Here is a 17,996-nt window from a genome sequence, read left to right on the forward strand (position 1 = left end):
GGGGACCACTCCCCGCACCTCCGTGAGAGAGGGAACCCAGCGCCATGGCACGTACGTCCTCACTCGTCGCCGGCTTCGTCGCAGGCGTCGTCGTGGCCGCGAGCACCACCGCGATCGCCGTCACCGATACGACGACCACCAGCACCGACCCCAACTCCAAGGCCACCACCACCTGGCTGACCGTCAAGGTCGCCGACGCCATGGGCACCAGGGACACCATCACCTGGGTTCCCACCGGCTCCTTCGCCGGCTCCGCGGAGGAGCGGGTTCCGCGCTACCCGATGACCCCCATCCAGGGCAAGGACACCAAGGAGCTGAAGCTCTCCGCCGTGCGCAACGAGCAGGTCTCGGCGCAGTTGGCGATCGCCTCCGGCAAGAACCTTGACGACGTCAATGCGGTGGTAGGCGACCTCACCGGGCCCGGCGGCGCGAAGCTGTCCGGTGCCGGCACCCAGGTCCGGTTCGTCAAGTACGTGCCCGTGCAGCGCTCCAAGACCGAGGTCGACTGGTCCGCCACCATCGACCAGGTGAGCTCCGGGAAGGAGGTGTCCGGCGACCGCAACCCCGATGTGGTCGGCGACCCGCTGGAGGAGGGGTCCTCGGTGGACGTTCCCGCGTACGCGGCGCAGCCGCTGTGGTTCACCTTCCACATCCCCAAGACGGCCAAGCCCGGCACCTACACCGGCACGGTGAAGGTCAACGCCGACGGCCACACCCAGAGCACCTACCCGCTGACCATCGAGGTCGCGGACGCGAGCGTGCCCGACCCGAAGGACTACAGCTTCTTCCTCGACGTATGGGCGCAGCCGGAGACGCTCGCCAAGAACTACGGCGTCAAGCTCTGGTCCGACGAGCACTGGAAGCTGATCGACAAGTACGACCGCAACCTGGCCTCGCGCGGCCAGAAGGTCATCAACACCACCATCGTCGACAACCCGTGGCACCACCAGTGGTCGCTCGGCAGCCGTGAGTCGCAGACGGCGACGCCGTACACCAGCATGGTGGGCTGGGCCTGGAACGGAAAGACGTTCTCCTTCGACTTCAGCCGCTGGGACAAGTACGTCGAGACCGCCAGACGCGCAGGTCTCGGGCCCGACATCGGCGCCTTCTCGATGCTGGCGTTCCAGGACCAGGAGCACCTCACCTACACCGACACCAGCACCGGCAAGACCGTCTACGAGAACGTCGATCTGGGCGGTGACCGCTGGCGTCGGGCGTGGGGAACGTTCCTTCCGGCCTTCGAGAAGCACCTGAAGGCGAAGGGCTGGCTGAACGACACCTATCTGTCCTTCGACGAGCGGCCCATCGACACCATGACGGTCGTCAAGAACTTTGTCCACGAGGTCGCGCCGGCCTTCGACGACCGTATCTCCGTGGCAGGTTCGATCAACACCGAAGGCGTCGCGTCCAACCTGTCCGTCGACTGGGGCGGCATCGACGCGATGACGAAGGAGAAGGTGGAGGAGCGGCGCAAGGCCGGCAAGATCACGACCTTCTACGTGTACGGCTCGCCGGCCCACCCGAACACGCTGTCCTACTCGCCCGCCGTCGAGTCGCGGATGCTGCCCTGGATCTCCGCCCAGCGGGATCTGGACGGCTTCCTGCGCTGGTCGTACAACAGCTGGACCAGTGATCCCTTCAAGCAGCCGGTGTACATCTTCACGCAGGGCGACGAGTACCTGGTCTACCCGGGCAAGGACGGCCCGATGTCCAGCATCCGCTGGGAGCAGCTGAAGGAGGGCATCGAGGACTACGAACTCATCGCCCAGCTGCGGAAGAAGGACGGCGGCACCGACAGTGACGCGCTGACCGACGCGCTCACCACCGCTACCCGGAACCTGGACGGCCGGACGAAGGACGTCAACGACATCGAGACCGCGCGGGCGGCAGTCGTGAAGGGGCTGACGTCATGAGGGGCAGGTGGAGATCTCTGCTGCTCGCCGGAGCGCTGACTGCCATGTCCCTGTCCGGCGCGGGTGTCGTGACATCGGCCCAGGCGGAGCAGCAGACCCCTGCGCGGCACACCGTCACCTACGACCAGCACTCCGTACTGGTCGACGGAAAGCCCCTGTACATCTGGGGCGCCGAGTTCCACTACTTCCGGCTGCCCAGCCCCGACGCGTGGCGCGACGTCCTGCAGAAGATCAAGGCGGGCGGATTCAACGCGGTCTCGCTGTACTTCGACTGGGGTTACCACTCCTCCAAGCCGGGCTCGTACGACTTCACCGGTACCCGCGACGTGGAGCGGCTGCTCGACGAGGCCGAGCGTGCGGGCCTGTATGTGATCGCCCGACCGGGCCCGTACATCAACGCGGAGGTCTCCGGCGGCGGCATGCCCGCCTGGCGGTCCACGCAGGCCGGCGTGAACCGTACCTCCGAGCCGGAGTACATGAAGGCGGCCCGGGAGTGGATGAGCCGGATCAACCCGATCATCGCGCGCCACCAACTCACCCGTGGCACCGGTTCGGTGATCCTGTACCAGATCGAGAACGAGTACCAGGGCGGTCGCCACGACGCCGACTACATGCAGACCCTCATCGACTGGGCGAAGGAGGACGGCATCGATGTGCCCACCTTCGTCAACGACGGCGGCGCCAACCAGAACTGGGTCAGCGGCAAGGGCGCACCGGACATCTACGGCTTCGACGCCTACCCGCAGGGCTTCGACTGCAAGGACCCCGACACCTGGAAGAACCTCCCCGACTATTCGTACGTCAACGAGTGGAAGCCCGAGTCCCCGCTGATCATCCCGGAGGCACAGGGCGGTGCCTTCGACCCCTGGGGCGGCACCGGATACCAGGACTGCGCGAAGCTCACCGGCACCGACTTCACCCGGGTGTTCAGCAAGATGAACATCGCCGCCGGAGTGAGCGGCCAGTCCTTCTACATGACGTACGGCGGCACCAACTGGGGCTGGCTCGCCGACCCCAACGCGGTCTACACGTCGTACGACTACGGCGCCCCGATCAACGAGTCCCGCCAACTGACGGACAAGTACCAGGAGTTCAAGCGTCTCGGGTACATGGTCAACTCCGTCACCTCGCTGGCGCGCACCGACAAGGCCGAGGCCCCCACCCCGACCGACGACGCGCTGCGCATCGACCGGCGCGTCAACCCCGACGACGGCACCCAGTTCTTCACGGTGCGGCACGCCGACACCCGCGTGAAGGACAAGGACGAGACCACCCTGTCCCTCTCGGGCAAGGACGGCGACTACCCGCGCGTCCCCCAGCAGGGAACGATCACCGTCGACGGCCGGGACGCCAAGCTCCTCGTCGCGGGCTATGACCTGGGCGAGAAGCAGCGGCTCGTCTACTCCACCTCGGAGATCATGACGCACGCCAAGATCGGCGACCGGGAGGTGGCGCTGCTGTACGGGCGTGCGGGCGAAACCGGCGAGACCGTGCTGCGGTACGCCGAGCGGCCCGAGGTGAAGGTCCTCGACGGCGATGTCACCACCACCTGGGACGCCGCACGCGGTGACCTGCGCCTGAACTACACCCACAAGGGTCTGGCCCGGGTGCTGGTGAACGGCATGGAACTGCTGATCGCCGACACCGCGGAGACCGCCCACTGGTGGCGGCAGGACACCGCCGCGGGCCCGGTCCTCGTACGCGGGCCGTCCCTGGTCCGTACGGCCGAACAGGCGGACGGCACCCTGAAGTTGACCGGTGACTCCACCAAGGCCGAGAAGATCGAGGTCATCGCGGACGCCAAGAAGGTGACCTGGAACGGCCGCGAGGTCGCCGTCACCCAGGCGCCGCTCCCGGTCGAGCTGCCCAAGCTGACGACGTGGAAGTACAAGGAGGAGGCGCCGGAGTCCGCTGCCGGCTTCGACGACTCCACCTGGACCACCGCCGACCACCTCACCGCCAACAACGCGGCGCTGGCCGGGTCGCTGCCGGTCCTCGCCATGGACGAGTACGGCTTCCACCACGGCAACGTCTGGTACCGCGGCCGGTTCAAGACCACCGGTGCCGCGACCGCGCTCGCACTCGACGCCAAGACCGGCAACACCGGCCAGTACGCGGTGTGGCTCAACGGCCGCTATCTCGGCAGCTCCGGCGACGGCGCGCACACCTTCGACATCCCGGCGGGCACGCTGAAGGCCGCCTCGGACGGCGGGGACAACGTCCTTTCCGTCCTCGTGGAGAACGCGGGCCACAACGAGGAATGGGGCCACGACTACTCCAAGGAGCCGCGCGGCCTGCTCAGTGCCGAGGTGATCGGCGGGGCCTCCACCCTCACCTGGAAGATCCAGGGCAACCGGGGCGGCGAGGACTCGGTGGACACCGCACGGGGCCCGTACAACAACGGCGGGCTGTACGGAGAGCGGGCCGGCTGGTCGCTGCCGGGCTTCCCCGACGGCAGCTGGAAGAGCACCACCCTCTCCGGGCAGGCCGCCAAGACCGAGCCCGGCGTGCGGTGGTACCGCACCTCCGTCCCGCTCGACCTGCCGCAGGGCCAGGACAACGCGCTCGCGCTGGACCTGGCTGAAGCCGCAGGCGGCAGCACCGGCTACCGCGCCGAGATCTTCGTCAACGGCTGGCTGATCGGCCGCTACCTGCCGGACACCGGACCCCAGACACGGTTCGTCATCCCCAAGGGCCTCCTGCGAGAGCAGGGCGACAACACCATCGCCCTGGCCGTGTGGTCCACCAAGGCCGGCGCGGGCCCGGGCTCGGCCAAGCTCGTCGACGTCGGCGCCTCGGCGGGCGGGATCAAGGTCGGTACGGTGGCCGCGCCCTCGTACGACGCCAAGACCTACGCGATGCCGACCGCGGGCGCCCGGGTCACCGTCGACGCCGAGCCGTTCCTGGCCACCGGCACCGCGACCAAGGTCCCCGTCACCCTCAGCGTGCCGAAGGACGCGCCGACGGCCTCGAACGTCGCGCTGGCGCTGAAGGTTCCGGACGGCTGGACCGCGACCACCGACGACACGACCCGTTTCGACCAGGTCCGGCCCGGCGGCACCGTGACCGCGGACTACACGGTCACCCCGCCGGGTGACCCGGTCCTGTACGCCGTGCTGTCCGCGACCGCCAAGCTCACCCAGCCAGGTCGTCCGGGGACCGTCACCGGTGTGCGCGCCGTACAGGTGCCACCGCCCGCGCTGTCCGCCGACGCCTATGTGAGCGACCTGACCCTGGTCAAGGCGGTCAACGGCTGGGGGCCGGTGGAGAAGGACTCCTCCAACGGGGAGGACGCGGCGGGTGACGGTCGTCCCCTGAGTATCGGCGGCACCACGTACGCCAAGGGCCTCGGCGTGCACGCGAACAGCCAGGTCCGGGTCTATCTCGGCGGCGGCTGCACCCGCTTCACCGCCACCGCCGGGGTGGACGACGAGGTCGGTGATGGCGGCAGCGTCACCTTCCAGGTGATCGCCGACGGCCGGTCCCTCACCACAACCCCTGTGGTGCGGGGCTCCGACGGCGGCACCGGCATCGACGTGGATGTGACCGGCGCCCGTTGGCTGGACCTGTTGGTCGACGGTGCCGGCGATGTCTCCTCGGACCATTCCGACTGGGCCGACGCCAAGCTGACCTGCGCGGGAGGCTCCTCGTGAACCTCGCCCGAGTCGGACGGCTGAGAGCCCTGCTGTCCGCGGCGCTGGCTTCCGTCCTGCTCGCGGTCCTCGCCGCCGCGGTGCCCGCCCACGCGACGGTCCCGGCCGACGCCGCGGCCGCCAAGCCCACGCCCCACACCGTCAGTTACGACAAGTACTCCGTCAAGGTCGACGGCAAGCGGCTCTTCGTCTGGTCCGGGGAGTTCCACTACTGGCGGCTCCCCAGCCCCGACCTGTGGCGCGACGTGCTCCAGAAGATCAAGGCGAGCGGCATGAACGCCGTCTCGATCTACTTCGACTGGGGCTACCACTCCCCCGCGAAGGGCCGTTACGACTTCACCGGGATCCGTGACGTCGACAAGCTCCTCGACATGGCCGAGGAGGCCGGGCTGTATGTCATCGCCCGGCCGGGCCCGTACATCAACGCCGAGACGGACGGCGGAGGGTTCCCCGGCTGGCTGATGACGCAGAAGGGGCAGGCCCGCTCCACCGACCCCGAGTACCTCGACGCCGCCCGCGAGTGGCTCAGGGAGATCGACAAGATCCTCGCCCGCCACCAGGTCACGAACGGCACCGGCCCGGTGCTGCTCTACCAGGTCGAGAACGAGTTGTACGACCCCGAAGGTCGCGACTACATCGTCGATCTCTCCAAGCAGGTACGGGCCGACGGCATCACCGTGCCCCTCGTCGGCAACGAGCCGATGCCGCAGTACGCGGGTGGCGAGGGCCTGGACTTCGTCGGCGAGCTGGACCAGTACAACTCCTTCTGCAAGGGCGAGTGGTGGCTGCCTGCCCTCAAGCGGCAGCAGGACAACGCACCGCTGTCCATCTTCGAGGCGGGCACCGGCTGGTTCCAGACCTGGGGCGACACCGGCTACGAGAAGTGCCCGGAGAAGATGGGCCCCGCCTACCAGAAGATCGTCAACAAGCACGAGGTCATGCAGGGCACGACGATCGAGAACCTGTACATGACCTACGGCGGCACCAACTGGGGCTGGCTCGCCGACCCGCGCCAGGTGTACACGTCGTACGACTACGGCGCACCGATCAGTGAGCCGCGCCAGACCGGCGCCGACTACGACGAGATGAAGCGGCAGGGCCTCTTCTACACCACCACCGCCCCACTCACGGCCACCGATCCGGCCGACGCCCCCGCCTCCTCCAACGACGCCGTGCACATCGAAGCCCGCGCCAACCCGGACACCAAAACCCAGTTCCTCTACCTCCGGCACAGCGACCCGATGGCCGACGCCGACGCCACCACCACCTTCGACTGGAAGACCCCGGACGGCACCTATCCGGTCACCGCCCGGCTCAACGGCAAGACCGGCAAGATCCTCGTCGCCGGCCATGACCTCGGCGGCGGCCAGCGGCTCGTCTACTCCACCAGCGAGCTGCTGACCAGCGCGAAGACCGGTGGCCGTACACAAGCCGTGCTGTACGGCGGTGAGGGCGACCCCGGGCAGACGATGCTCCGCTACTCCGCCAAGCCCAAGGTCACCGTGCTCGACGGCAAGGCGGACGTCAGCTGGGACGCCGAGCGCGGCGACCTGAAGCTGGACTACACCCACTCCGGACTCACCCGGGTCCTCGTCCAGGGCGGCGGCCGCCCCGACCTGCTGCTGCTCATCGGCACCGACGACCAGGCCGCCGGCTTCTGGCGGCAGGACACGGCAGCCGGTCCGGTCCTGGAACGCGGCACCGAACTGGTCCGCACGGCGACCGTCACCGGCCTGGGAACGACGCTCGCCCTCACCGGCGACGCGAAGAAGGCGGGCCCGCTGGAGGTCTTCGCCCCGTCCGGCGTACGGAACGTCACCTGGAACGGCGCACCCCTGAGCGTGAAACCGACCTCCTCCGGCAGCCTGTTGGGCACCGTGCCCGGCCCGAAGGACGTCAAGCTCCCCGAGCTGACCGGCTGGAAGACGTCCGCCGAGACCCCCGAGGCCGCCCCCGGCTTCGACGACTCGTCCTGGACGTACGCCGACAAGCTGACGACCGACAACCCGACCAAGCCCGGGACTCTGCCGGTGCTCTATCAGGACGAGTACGGCTACCACTACGGCTACGTCTGGTACCGGGGCCGCTTCAAGGCCACCGGCACCGAGAAGTCCCTGTCCCTGACCGCCTACGCCACCAACCCGGACACCGGCTCGGCGGCGGTGGGTGCGTACTCGGTGTGGATCAACGGGAAGTTCGCCGGGACGAGTCAGACCGGCCGCAAGACCTTTCCCATCGCCGACGGTCTGCTGCACAAGGGCAAGGAGAACGTGGTCTCCGTCCTGGTCGGCACCATGGGCCACAACGAGGACTTCACCTGGAACAGCGACGACCACAAGCAACCGCGCGGCCTGACCACGGCGTATCTGGCCGGGTCCGACGCGCAGATCACCTGGCGTATCCAGGGTGCGCGGGGCGGCGAGAAGCCCGTCGACCCGGTGCGCGGGCACATGAACAACGGCGGTCTGTACGGGGAGCGTTCGGGCTGGACCCTGCCCGGATTCCCTGACGGGTCGTGGGACGCGGCCACGCTGCCGACGAGTGACACCACTCCCGGTATCGCCTGGTACCGCACCACCTTCAACCCCAAGCTGCCCACGGGCCAGGACGTCTCCGTCGGCGTCACGATCACCGACAAGCCCGACCGCGACTACCGCGCCCTCATCTACGTCAACGGCTGGCTGATGGGGAACTACGTCAACGACACCGGCCCCCAGCACACCTTCCCCATCCCCAACGGCATCCTGCGCGGCGACGGCAAGAACACCATCGCCATCGCCTCGTGGAGCGAGGACGCCAAGAGCGGCGGCCTGGGCAAGGTCGGCCTGACCACGCTCGGCAATGTCACGTCCTCGCTGCGCGTCGCCGATGTGGCCGCCCCGGCCTACGACGCCGCCACCTACGCCGACCCGGCCACCCCGGCGCGGGTGACCGTCGACTCCCCCGACACCGTCGAGCCCGGCAAGAGCTACCAGGTCACGGCAACGGCCTCCGTACCGGAAAACGGCAAGACGCTCAACGGCCTCTCCCTGAACCCGAAGCTGCCCGACGGCTGGACCGCCACCCCGGCCGATCCGGTGAAACTCGGCACCCTCGAACCGGGTGGCTCGGCGAAAGCGCAGTGGACCGTCACCGTGCCCGCCGACCAGAAGACCGCCACCGTCGCCATTCTCCGCGTCACCGCCGACTTCACCCGGGCCGGCAGACCCGGTTCGGTGACGGGGGAACAGGTGGTGGCGGCGCAGCCACCGCCGCTCACGGCCGGCGAACACTACGTCAGCGATCTGCCGTTCGCCTCCAGCAGCAACGGCTGGGGCCCGGTCGAACGCGACCAGTCCGTCGGTGAGAACGCCGAGGGCGACGGCCTGCCGCTCACTCTCCACGACACCGTCTACGAGAAGGGCCTCGGCACCCACGCCGCCAGCAGCGTCCAGGTGTGGCTCGGCGGCACCTGCACCACCTTCCACGCCGCGCTCGGCCTCGACCAGGAGACCTACGGCCGGTCCGACGGCCCGGCCACCGTCACCTACACCGTCCTCGCCGACGGAACGCCCGTCTACGAGAGCGGCACCGTCGACCGGGACACCGCGACGAAGAACATCGACGTCGACGTGGCAGGCGCGCGGCGGCTCGAACTCGTCGTCTCGGACGCCGGGGACGGCAACGCCCTCGACCACGCCGACTGGGCCGACGCCAAGCTGACCTGCGGCGGCGGTGCCTGATGCCCAGTCTGAGACGAACCGTCCGCCGCGGCTCGGCGGCGCTGGTGCTGGCCGCCCCGCTGCTCGGCACGGCACCGGCCGCCGCCGACTCCGGGGGGCCGGTCACCGTCACGACACCCGCCTACGAACTGCGCGTCGCCACGGACCGGTTGACCGTCACCACCGTACGGGCGGGCCGGACCGTGCTGGCCACCGCGCCCGCGGCGTTCCGGTTCCGGATCGGCTCCGACTGGCACATCGTCGGGGAGGTCACCGGCAGCACCCGTGACGGCAACACCCTGCGCGTCACCGCCGCCACCGACCTGCCGGGCGTCACCGTCGATCTGCGGATCACCCTGCGTTCCGACCGGTACGACATGAACTGGTCCCTGTCGGGCGCACAGGCCGACGCGCTCAGCACGGCGTACGACCTGAGCAGCGCCGGGCACTGGTACGGACATGGCGAGAACAGCGACCAGACGGTCCAGCCGTGGCCGCTGGACTCCGGGCAGGTGGTGGACACCGGGTTCAGCCCGGCGTCCTACCAGGTGGTCTCCCCCTTCTGGTACACCTCCAGCGCCACCGGACTGTGGGCGGACACCAACGACCCGATGGACGTGCGGATCAACTCCGGCGGCAACGGGCTCGGCGAGTTCACCGTCACCGGAGACCGACCCGCCGCCTCCACGGTGTTCGTCGAGGACACCCCCGCGGAGGTGTACCGGGACCACGTCGCGCTGGTCGGCAAGCCCGAACGCTCCGACACCCCCTACGAGCAGTACGCCACCCCGCTCTGGAACTCCTGGGCGCAGCTCTACGGCGAGCAGACCCAGGAGAACGTCCTCGCCTGGGCCCGTGCGCTGGCCGGCGCCGGGCTCGGCGGGCACGCGGTTCAGATCGAGGAGAGCGTGATCGCCTCGGACTTCGGCGAACGCTTCCCCGATCTGCCCGCATTGTCCAGGCAACTCGGCCGCCTCGGCTTCGACCTCGGCATGTGGACGGGCCTGTACATGCCCGAGACCGCCGCCGTCTTCTCCGAAGCCGTGGACAACGGCTATCTGCTGAAGGACCCGGCCGACCCGTCCAAGCCGTGTCTGTTCACCTGGTGGAACGGCCGCCAGACCGGGCTGATCGACCTGGCGAACCCGGCCGCCCGGCAGTGGTACACCGACGATCTGAAGGCACAGACAACGGAGTTGGGGGTAGCCGGGTTCAAGTTCGACACCGCCTTCTTCGACGACCGGTGCGCCCCCTACCCGGGGGCCACCCGCGCCGACTACGTGAAGTACGGCACCGAGCTGGCCGACGAGTTCGACCAGCAGGGGGCGGGGTTGCGGGTCGCGTGGAACGCCGCGCAGGCCAAGGGCTTCGCCACCCGCACGGCCGACAAGCCGACCACCTTCGCGGGGCTGCGCGCCGCGGTCTCGGCCAACCTGGCGGTCTCCACGATCGGTTACCCGTTCGTGGAGACCGACATGATCGGCGGCTCGCTCAGTTACCCGCCGCCCACGAAGCAGGTCCTGGCCCGCTGGGCGCAGGCGGCGTCCCTGATGCCGCTGATGTACGCCTCGACCTCGCCCACCGGCGTACGGGACGCGACGACCGACGAGTGGGTCGGTTACGACCGCGGGACGGTCGACCTCTACCGGCAGGCGATCAAGACGCACGAGAAGCTCGCTCCCTACATCTGGGACCAGGTGCAGAGCACCCTGAAGACGGGCGATCCGATCATGCGGCCGCTGTTCTTCGACTTCCCGAAGGACGAGGCGAGTTACACGGTCGCCGACGAGTGGATGCTCGGCCCGGCCGTGCTGGCCGCACCGAAGCTCGACGAAGGCACCACCCGGGACGTCTTCCTGCCCACCGGAACGTGGCGTGACGTCACCAACGGCAAGGTCGTCCGCGGCCCCGTGATGCTCAAGGGGTACGCGGCGCCGCTCGGAGTGACGCCGGCGTTCGTGAACCTCAAGGCGCAGGGCGCCACCAAGGCGTACGCGGCGCTCGCGCGCACCGGCGCGGAACGGTAAGGGGCGTCAGATGCATGGGATACGCGGCAGGCTCGCGGCGTTGCTCCTGGCGGTCTCGGCCGTCGTGGCCGGGACGGTGGCACCCGCCGAGGCCGGTCAGCAAGGCGACGGGCGCGGCTGGACGGGGACCTGGGCGACATCGGCCAGCGAGCACTACGAGATCTCGGGGATGTCCGAGGTGACGGTACGGATGCCGGTGCACACCAGTGTCGGCGGCTCGTCCGTGCGCATCCGGCTGACCAACGCCTACGCCACCGACCCGGTGACGATCGGGCACGCGACCGTGGGCCTGCGCGACGGCGGTTCCGCCGTGGCCCGCCCGTACGACCTGCGGTTCGGCGGGAAGCGCGCGGTCACCATCCCGGCGGGCGGCCAGGCGGTGAGCGATCCGGTCGGACTCGCCGTGCCGGCCCTGACCGACCTGGTCGTCAGTCTCCATCTGCCCGGCCAGGTCACACACATCACCGATCACTGGTGGGCGCAGCAGACCGTGTACTGGACGGACTACGGTGCGGGCGACCACGCCGCCGACACCTCCGGCGACGCCTACACCTGGACCACCACGAGCTGGCCGTTCCTCAGCGGCGTCGACGTGACCGCGCCGAGGACCGGGTCGGTGGTGGCGCTCGGCGACTCGATCACCGACGGGTCCTACTCGACGGCCGACACCAACCAGCGCTGGCCCGATCTGCTGTCGGCCCGGCTGAACGCCTGCCTGCCCGGCGCCGGAGTGCTCAACGCGGGCATCACCAGCAACCGGATCACCGCCGGGACCGCGACCAATCCCTCGGCGCTCGACCGGCTCGAACGGGATGTTCTCTCCCAGCCGGGCGCCAGGACTCTGATCCTCTTCGAGGGGATCAACGATCTCGGCGGGGCGAGTGCCGAGCAGATCATCGCCGGCATGACGGAGATCGCCGACCGGGCGCACCAGCGCGGGATGCGGGTCGTCGGCGCCACCATCACCCCGTACAAGGACTTCACCTGGGGTGGCTGGACCGAGGAGACGGAGACGCGGCGACAGCAGGTCAACGCGTTCGTCCGGAACTCCGGCAAGGTCTTCGACGACTACGCCGACTTCGACCGGGCGGTCCGGGATCCGGCGGATCCGCAGCGGCTGGGCGCGGCGTACGACTCCGGTGACCATCTGCATCCCAATGACGCCGGCATGAAGGCATTCGCCGACTCCATCGACCTGACGTCGCTCGGCCTCGGCCGCGGCTGTTCCTGAGGAGGAACCGTGTCTAGACGGCTTGAACACCTGCGGGGGCACCGAAGATTCGCGGTCCTGGCCACGGCGTTGGCTGCCACGGTGGCAGCCCTGCTTCCAGTGGCGCCGGCCGCGGCCGAGACCACACCGCAGGGGTGGACGGGGACTTGGGCGACCGCCCAGCACGCCGCGTACGACCCGGGCACCTCGGAGGTGACGGTTCGGATACCGGTGCGGGTGAGCGCCGGCGGGTCTAGCGTGCGCATCCGCCTGACCAACGACTTCACCACCGAGCCGGTGACGATCGGACACGCGACCGTCGGACTTCGTGATGGCGGTTCGGCCGTCGCGAAGCCGCAGAAGCTGCGGTTCGGCGGGAAGAGCGGGGTGACGATCGCGGCCGGCGAGCAGGCGGCAAGCGATCAGGTCCAGCTCACCGTGCCGTCCCGCAGCGACCTGGTCGTCAGCCTGTACTTCCCCGGCCGGCTCACCCACATCAGCCAGCACTGGATGGGCCTCCAGACCGTCTACTGGACACCCGACGGAGGCGGGGACCACGCCGCGGACGCCGACGGGGACGCCTTCACCAAGACCGACTCCACCTTCCCGTTCCTGACCGGTGTCGACGTACAGGGCGGCAACGCGGCGGGCGCCGTGGTGGCGCTCGGCGACTCCATCACCGACGGCGCGGCCTCCACCTCGAACGCCAACCGGCGCTGGCCCGACTATCTGGCGGGCCGGCTGTCGGCCTGTTCGTCCACCGCCGGGGTGCTGAACGAGGGCATCAGCGGCAACCGGATCACGGCGGGCGTGGACGGCAACCCGTCGGCGCTGGACCGGCTGGAGCGCGATGTGCTGTCGCAGCCGGGCGCCCGGACGGTGGTCCTGTTCGAGGGCGTCAACGATCTCAGCTGGGGCGGCGCCTCCGGTGATCAGGTGATCGACGGCATGAAGGAGATCGTGCGCCGCGCCCACGAACGCGGGCTGCGTGTGATCGGCGCGACGGTCGTGCCGTATCGCGGCTGGGGCGACTGGTGGACCGAGGCCAAGGAGGCCGACCGGCAGAAGGTCAACACGTTCGTCCGCGACGGCGGCGTCTTCGACGGCTACGCCGACTTCGACAAGGCCGTACGGGACCCGGACGACCCCACCCGCTACGCCGCCGCGTTCGACTCCGGTGACCATCTGCACCCCAACGACGTCGGGATGAAGGCCTTCGCCGACGCCGTCGACCTCACCACGCTCGGGGCGGGCCGCGACTGCCCGTCGGCCCGCGTCCGGATCACCCCGTACCGGCCGACCCTGCAAGCCGGCGGCGACGGCACGGAGATCACGTCGACCGTCACCAACACGGGCACCAAAGCGGTCAACGAGGTCAGCACGCGTCTCGATCTCCCCGACGGCTGGTCCGCCGAACCTGCCGGCAGCACGCGGGTACGCTCCCTCGCCCCGGGCGACAGCGCCAAGGTCACCTGGACGGTGACGCCGGCGGCCGACGCGGTCTGGGGCACCCACGAGATCGGCGTACGCACCTCCTTCGTCCAGGACGGCCGGACACGGCACGACTCCGACAGCGTGGACGCCACGGTGACCCCCGCTCCGTCCGAGGTGCGGGCGCCGTATCTGACGACCGCCACCACGACCGAGAAGGCCCAATACGCCCAGAACGGCGACCAGTTCGCCATCTGGGCGGGCGGCCAGGACCTGTCCGGCTGGAAGGACGAGAAGGCGGCGGTCTACCTCGCCGACGCCGCGCCGCCGTCCGGCACCGTGACCGCCCGGGTCGTCGGTCAGACCGGCAGCGGCCCGTCCGCCAAGGCGGGGATCGCCGTGGCCAACGACCTCACCTCGCCTCAGGCGGGCGGCTACGCGGTGCTCACCATGTCCGCGCAGTACGGCCTGGAGTTCATGACCGACAGCGACGGTGACGGGAAGCTCGACACCTGGGCCGGGGGCGGCAGTTCGTACCACCCGGCCTGGCTGAAGATCGTCCGCGACGGCACCGCCTACACCGCGTACGCCAGTTCCGACGGCACCGCCTGGCAAGAGGTCGCCACCGCCACCGTTCCCTCCGCGAGCGGCACCGGCGACGCCGGTCTCGTCGCGAGCGCGGTCAACCTCAACTACCCCGGCCAGATCACGACCGCACTTTTCGACTCCTTCTCCACCCACGAGTAAGAGGCACATCGATGGCAGTGAACCGCAGACACTTCATGACCACCGCTGCCGCCCTCGGCGGCGCGGTGCTGCTCGCCCCGCCCGGCACCGCCCAGGCGCTCACCCAGGGTGCGACGCTCGACGCCTCGGGCATTCCCGACTACCAGGCCACCAAGGCGTCCCTCGACACCCACCCGGTGCCGCGCTGGTACAAGGACGCCAAGTTCGGCATCTTCGTCCACTGGGGCATCTACTCGGTGATCGGCGGCGCGACGCCGAGAAGCGCCTCCGAGTGGTACCTGTGGTACCAGAGCACCAAGGACACCGCCGAGTGGAAGTACCACCGCGACACCTACGGCGAGGACGTCACCTACGACGACCTCATCCCGCAGTTCAAGGCCGAGAAGTACGATCCCGACGCCTGGGTGAAGCTGTTCGAGCAGGCGGGCGCCGAGTACTTCGCGCTGACCAGCAAGCACCACGACGGATTCGCCCTCTTCCCGAGTCAGGTGACGGACCGTCACTCCGTGGCGTACGGCCCGAAGCGTGACCTGGTCGGCGAGTTGATGACCGCGGCCCGCAAACGAGGCACCGTGCGGCCAGGGCTGTACTACTCGCTCGGCGAGTTCTTCAACCCGGCGATCGGCCGGCCGATGCGCAACTTCTACACCGACCAGGAAATCCCGATGACCGGCTACAAGCCGGTCCAGGACTACGTCGGCGACTACGAGCTCAAGCAGTTGTACGAGATCATCGACCGCTACGACCCTGAGTTGCTCTGGGCGGACGGACAGTGGTTCCGCCCCACCGGCAACCCGCCGTGGCGCAGCGAAGAACCTATGGCCCACTACTACAACCAGGCAAAGAACCGGGAGCGCCCCAAGGGTGTCGTGATCAACGACCGGTTCGACACCCACTTCGACTTCGCTACGTACGAGCAGCGCACCAACCCCACGATGGACCCCCAGAAGTGGGAGTGCTGCATGACCATCGGCTACTCCTGGGGCTACAACAAGCACGAGCCGGACGAGGACTACAAGACCTCCGAGTTCCTGATCCAGCTGCTCGCCGACGTGGTCAGCAAGAACGGCAACCTGCTGCTCAACATCGGCCCCAAGCCGGACGGCACGATCCCCGAGATCATGCAGGAGCGGCTGAAGGACATCGGCGCCTGGCTGAACGTCAACGGCGCCGCGATCTACGGGTCGACGCCCTGGGTGCGGGCGGAGGAGGAGGGAAGCCCGCTCGGCATCCGCTACACCGTCTCCCCGGGCAAGTTCAACATCATCGTGCTGGGCAAGCCCAGCGGCACCCTCTCGGTGCCCGGCGACATCCCCATCAGCGCCACGTCCCGGGTCCGGCTGCTCGGCACGAGCGGCAGTCTGCGGTGGACCCGCCGTGACGGAAAGATCAACATCACCGTCCCGTCCTCCGTGCCCAGCGACATCGCCAATGTCTTCACCGTCGACTGGGCCCGGTGAGCGGCATGGGAATCAGCAACGGTACCCAGTTCGACACCCTGGGCCCCACCCTCACCGTCACCACGCAGCCGGCCGAGCCGGCCGGTGGTGACACGGTCACCGCCACCGCGGTCCTCACCAACGACTGTCCCTTCCCGCTCCGCAACGCCGTGCTCCACCTGATCAACCCCGGCGCCACCACGGCGGCGAAGACCATCCCGCTCGGTGACCTGCCGCGCGGCGCGAAGACAACCCGGCGCTGGGAGACGGCGATGCCGGCCGACGTGGCCGGGGACGTGTCGTTCACCGCGCACCTCGTCTTCGACGTCGACGACAACAGCAGCGACTGCGCGCGGTCCGTGAAGACGTTCACGGTGCCTTACGAGCCCAATGAGGTGCGGGACCCGTACCGGACGTTCGCCACCACCGACGACGCCAAGTTCGGCCAGTACGGCAGCCAGTTGGTGATCTGGGCTGGCGGCAGCGACTTCTCCGGCGGCACCGACGAGAAGGGGGGCATCCTCCTTCCCGGATCCGCCGCCGAGTCGAGCGCGGTGCAGGTCGAGACGGTCAGCCTCACCGGAAGCGACAACCCCACCGCCAAGTACGGGATCGCCGTCGCCAACGACCTCACCGCCCCGGAGAAGGGCGGCTACGCCGTGCTCACCATGTCGAAGTCGTACGGCGTGGAGTTCATGACCGACAGTGACGGCAACGGACACCTCGACACCTGGGCAGGCGGCGGCGTTTCCACCCATCCCGCCTTGCTGCGCCTGGTCCGCTCCGGCACCACCTACACCGCGTACACCAGTATCAACAACGGCCTCTCCTGGAACGAGATCGCGAGCGCGACCGTGCCCTCCGCGAGCGGCGCCCTGGACGCGGGCGTGGTGGCGAGCGCCGTGAACCTCAACTACCCCGGCACGACGGTCCAGGCCGTGTTCGACCACTTCACCGTGGTGGCGTCGTGATCGCCTATCGTCCCGAGGAGGACTTCCTCTCGCCGCCCGTATCGCTCACCGTCACTCCGTCCGCACTCGAGGCCGGCAAGGCCGTGACCCTGACGGCCACCCTCACCAACACCGCCACGATCACGCTGCGCGGCACCGTGCTCTACCTCGCCGTGGACGACTCCGCCGAACAGGACGGCCTGGGCGACCTCGCGCCCGGACGGTCGGTGACCCGCACCTGGCGGACCCGGCTCGCCGACGACGCGGAGGGCCGGGTCGTGTTCACCGCGCACGCCCTCTTCGACGTCCACCCCCACGGCTCCGACTGCACTCGCGCCACCACCCCCGTCCTGCTGCCGTACCGCTCGCTGCCCAAGGCGTTCGACAACGCGGGGATCTCCACCGAGGACGCCCTCACCGTCGCGAACATCGACGGGTCGAACTCCAGTCTGTCCGCCGAGGCGCTGGCGTCGGTGGGGCTGACTCCGGGTGCCACGGTCACCTACGACGGGCTGACCTTCACCTGGCCGGACACCCGGCCCGGGACCAAGGACAACGTCATCTCCTACGGCCAGACCGTGCTGCTGTCCGGCTCCGGTTCCCGGTTGTCCTTCCTCGGTACCAGCACGTGGGGCGACGGCAAGGGTGACGGCAAGGTCGTCTACGCCGACGGCACCGAGCAGGCGTTCTCGGTCGACGTCCCCGACTGGTACGGGGCGAACTCCTCCGCCGCGGTGGTGCTGCCCTACCGCCACATCAGCTCCGGCCGGGACGACAACCCCGTCAGCCTGTTCACGTTCGGCGTCGATCTCACAGCCGGCAAGGAGCTGCGCTCCGTGGTCCTGCCCAAGGTCAGCGACGGCATCCAGGCGGGCGCCCCGGCCCTGCACATCTTCGCCTTGACGATCACGCCGATCAACTGAGC

9 protein-coding genes are annotated in these 17,996 nt (G+C 69.3%); all 9 read left to right on the forward strand.

The window, feature by feature from the left end; translation table 11 throughout:
* Positions 1-44: 44 nt before the first annotated feature.
* Genes OHA64_RS03335 through OHA64_RS03375 form a run of 9 tightly spaced genes read left to right on the forward strand, consistent with a single transcriptional unit; the run spans position 45 to position 17,994 of the window.
* Entirely contained in the window at positions 45-1,913 is a 1,869-nt protein-coding gene (locus tag OHA64_RS03335) for a glycoside hydrolase domain-containing protein (protein ID WP_405607507.1), read from the forward strand.
* On the forward strand, positions 1,910-5,566 hold the full coding sequence (locus OHA64_RS03340) for a beta-galactosidase (RefSeq protein ID WP_405607510.1): 3,657 nt from the start codon (positions 1,910-1,912) through the stop codon (positions 5,564-5,566). Before OHA64_RS03335 ends, OHA64_RS03340 begins: the two co-directional genes overlap by 4 nt.
* Positions 5,563-9,288, forward strand: a complete 3,726-nt coding sequence (locus OHA64_RS03345) for a beta-galactosidase (RefSeq protein WP_405607513.1) — start codon at positions 5,563-5,565, stop codon at positions 9,286-9,288. The genes OHA64_RS03340 and OHA64_RS03345 overlap by 4 nt, the downstream gene beginning before the upstream one ends.
* A complete protein-coding gene (locus tag OHA64_RS03350) occupies positions 9,288-11,294 on the forward strand; it encodes a TIM-barrel domain-containing protein (protein ID WP_405607516.1) in 2,007 nt (668 codons plus the stop codon). Before OHA64_RS03345 ends, OHA64_RS03350 begins: the two co-directional genes overlap by 1 nt.
* 10 nt (positions 11,295-11,304) lie before the next feature.
* Positions 11,305-12,525: an SGNH/GDSL hydrolase family protein gene (locus tag OHA64_RS03355; protein WP_405607519.1), complete on the forward strand. Its 1,221-nt coding sequence runs from the start codon at positions 11,305-11,307 to the stop codon at positions 12,523-12,525.
* Between the two features lie 9 nt (positions 12,526-12,534).
* The gene (locus tag OHA64_RS03360) at positions 12,535-14,682 is read left to right on the forward strand and encodes a GDSL-type esterase/lipase family protein (protein WP_405607522.1); all 2,148 of its coding nucleotides are present in this window, start codon (positions 12,535-12,537) and stop codon (positions 14,680-14,682) included.
* A 35-nt stretch (positions 14,683-14,717) separates the two neighbouring features.
* The gene (locus OHA64_RS03365) at positions 14,718-16,142 is read left to right on the forward strand and encodes an alpha-L-fucosidase (RefSeq protein ID WP_405607525.1); all 1,425 of its coding nucleotides are present in this window, start codon (positions 14,718-14,720) and stop codon (positions 16,140-16,142) included.
* Positions 16,143-16,147: 5 nt separating this feature from the next.
* Positions 16,148-17,092, forward strand: a complete 945-nt coding sequence (locus OHA64_RS03370) for a hypothetical protein (RefSeq protein ID WP_405607528.1) — start codon at positions 16,148-16,150, stop codon at positions 17,090-17,092.
* Entirely contained in the window at positions 17,089-17,994 is a 906-nt protein-coding gene (locus OHA64_RS03375; protein ID WP_405607531.1) for a beta-glucosidase, read from the forward strand. Before OHA64_RS03370 ends, OHA64_RS03375 begins: the two co-directional genes overlap by 4 nt.
* The last annotated feature ends 2 nt before the right edge of the window (positions 17,995-17,996 follow it).

Origin of the sequence: Streptomyces sp. NBC_00076 (assembly GCF_045041235.1) — a bacterium.
Taxonomy (GTDB): domain Bacteria; phylum Actinomycetota; class Actinomycetes; order Streptomycetales; family Streptomycetaceae; genus Streptomyces.

Excerpts from the sequence above, each read along its gene's own strand:
- OHA64_RS03340 (WP_405607510.1), top strand. The coding sequence starts at position 1,910 with ATGAGGGGCAGGTGGAGATCTCTGCTGCTCGCCGGAGCGCTGACTGCC.
- OHA64_RS03365 (WP_405607525.1), top strand. The coding sequence starts at position 14,718 with ATGACCACCGCTGCCGCCCTCGGCGGCGCGGTGCTGCTCGCCCCGCCC.
- OHA64_RS03335 (WP_405607507.1), top strand. The coding sequence starts at position 45 with ATGGCACGTACGTCCTCACTCGTCGCCGGCTTCGTCGCAGGCGTCGTC.
- OHA64_RS03370 (WP_405607528.1), top strand. The coding sequence starts at position 16,148 with ATGGGAATCAGCAACGGTACCCAGTTCGACACCCTGGGCCCCACCCTC.
- OHA64_RS03350 (WP_405607516.1), top strand. The coding sequence starts at position 9,288 with ATGCCCAGTCTGAGACGAACCGTCCGCCGCGGCTCGGCGGCGCTGGTG.
- OHA64_RS03355 (WP_405607519.1), top strand. The coding sequence starts at position 11,305 with ATGCATGGGATACGCGGCAGGCTCGCGGCGTTGCTCCTGGCGGTCTCG.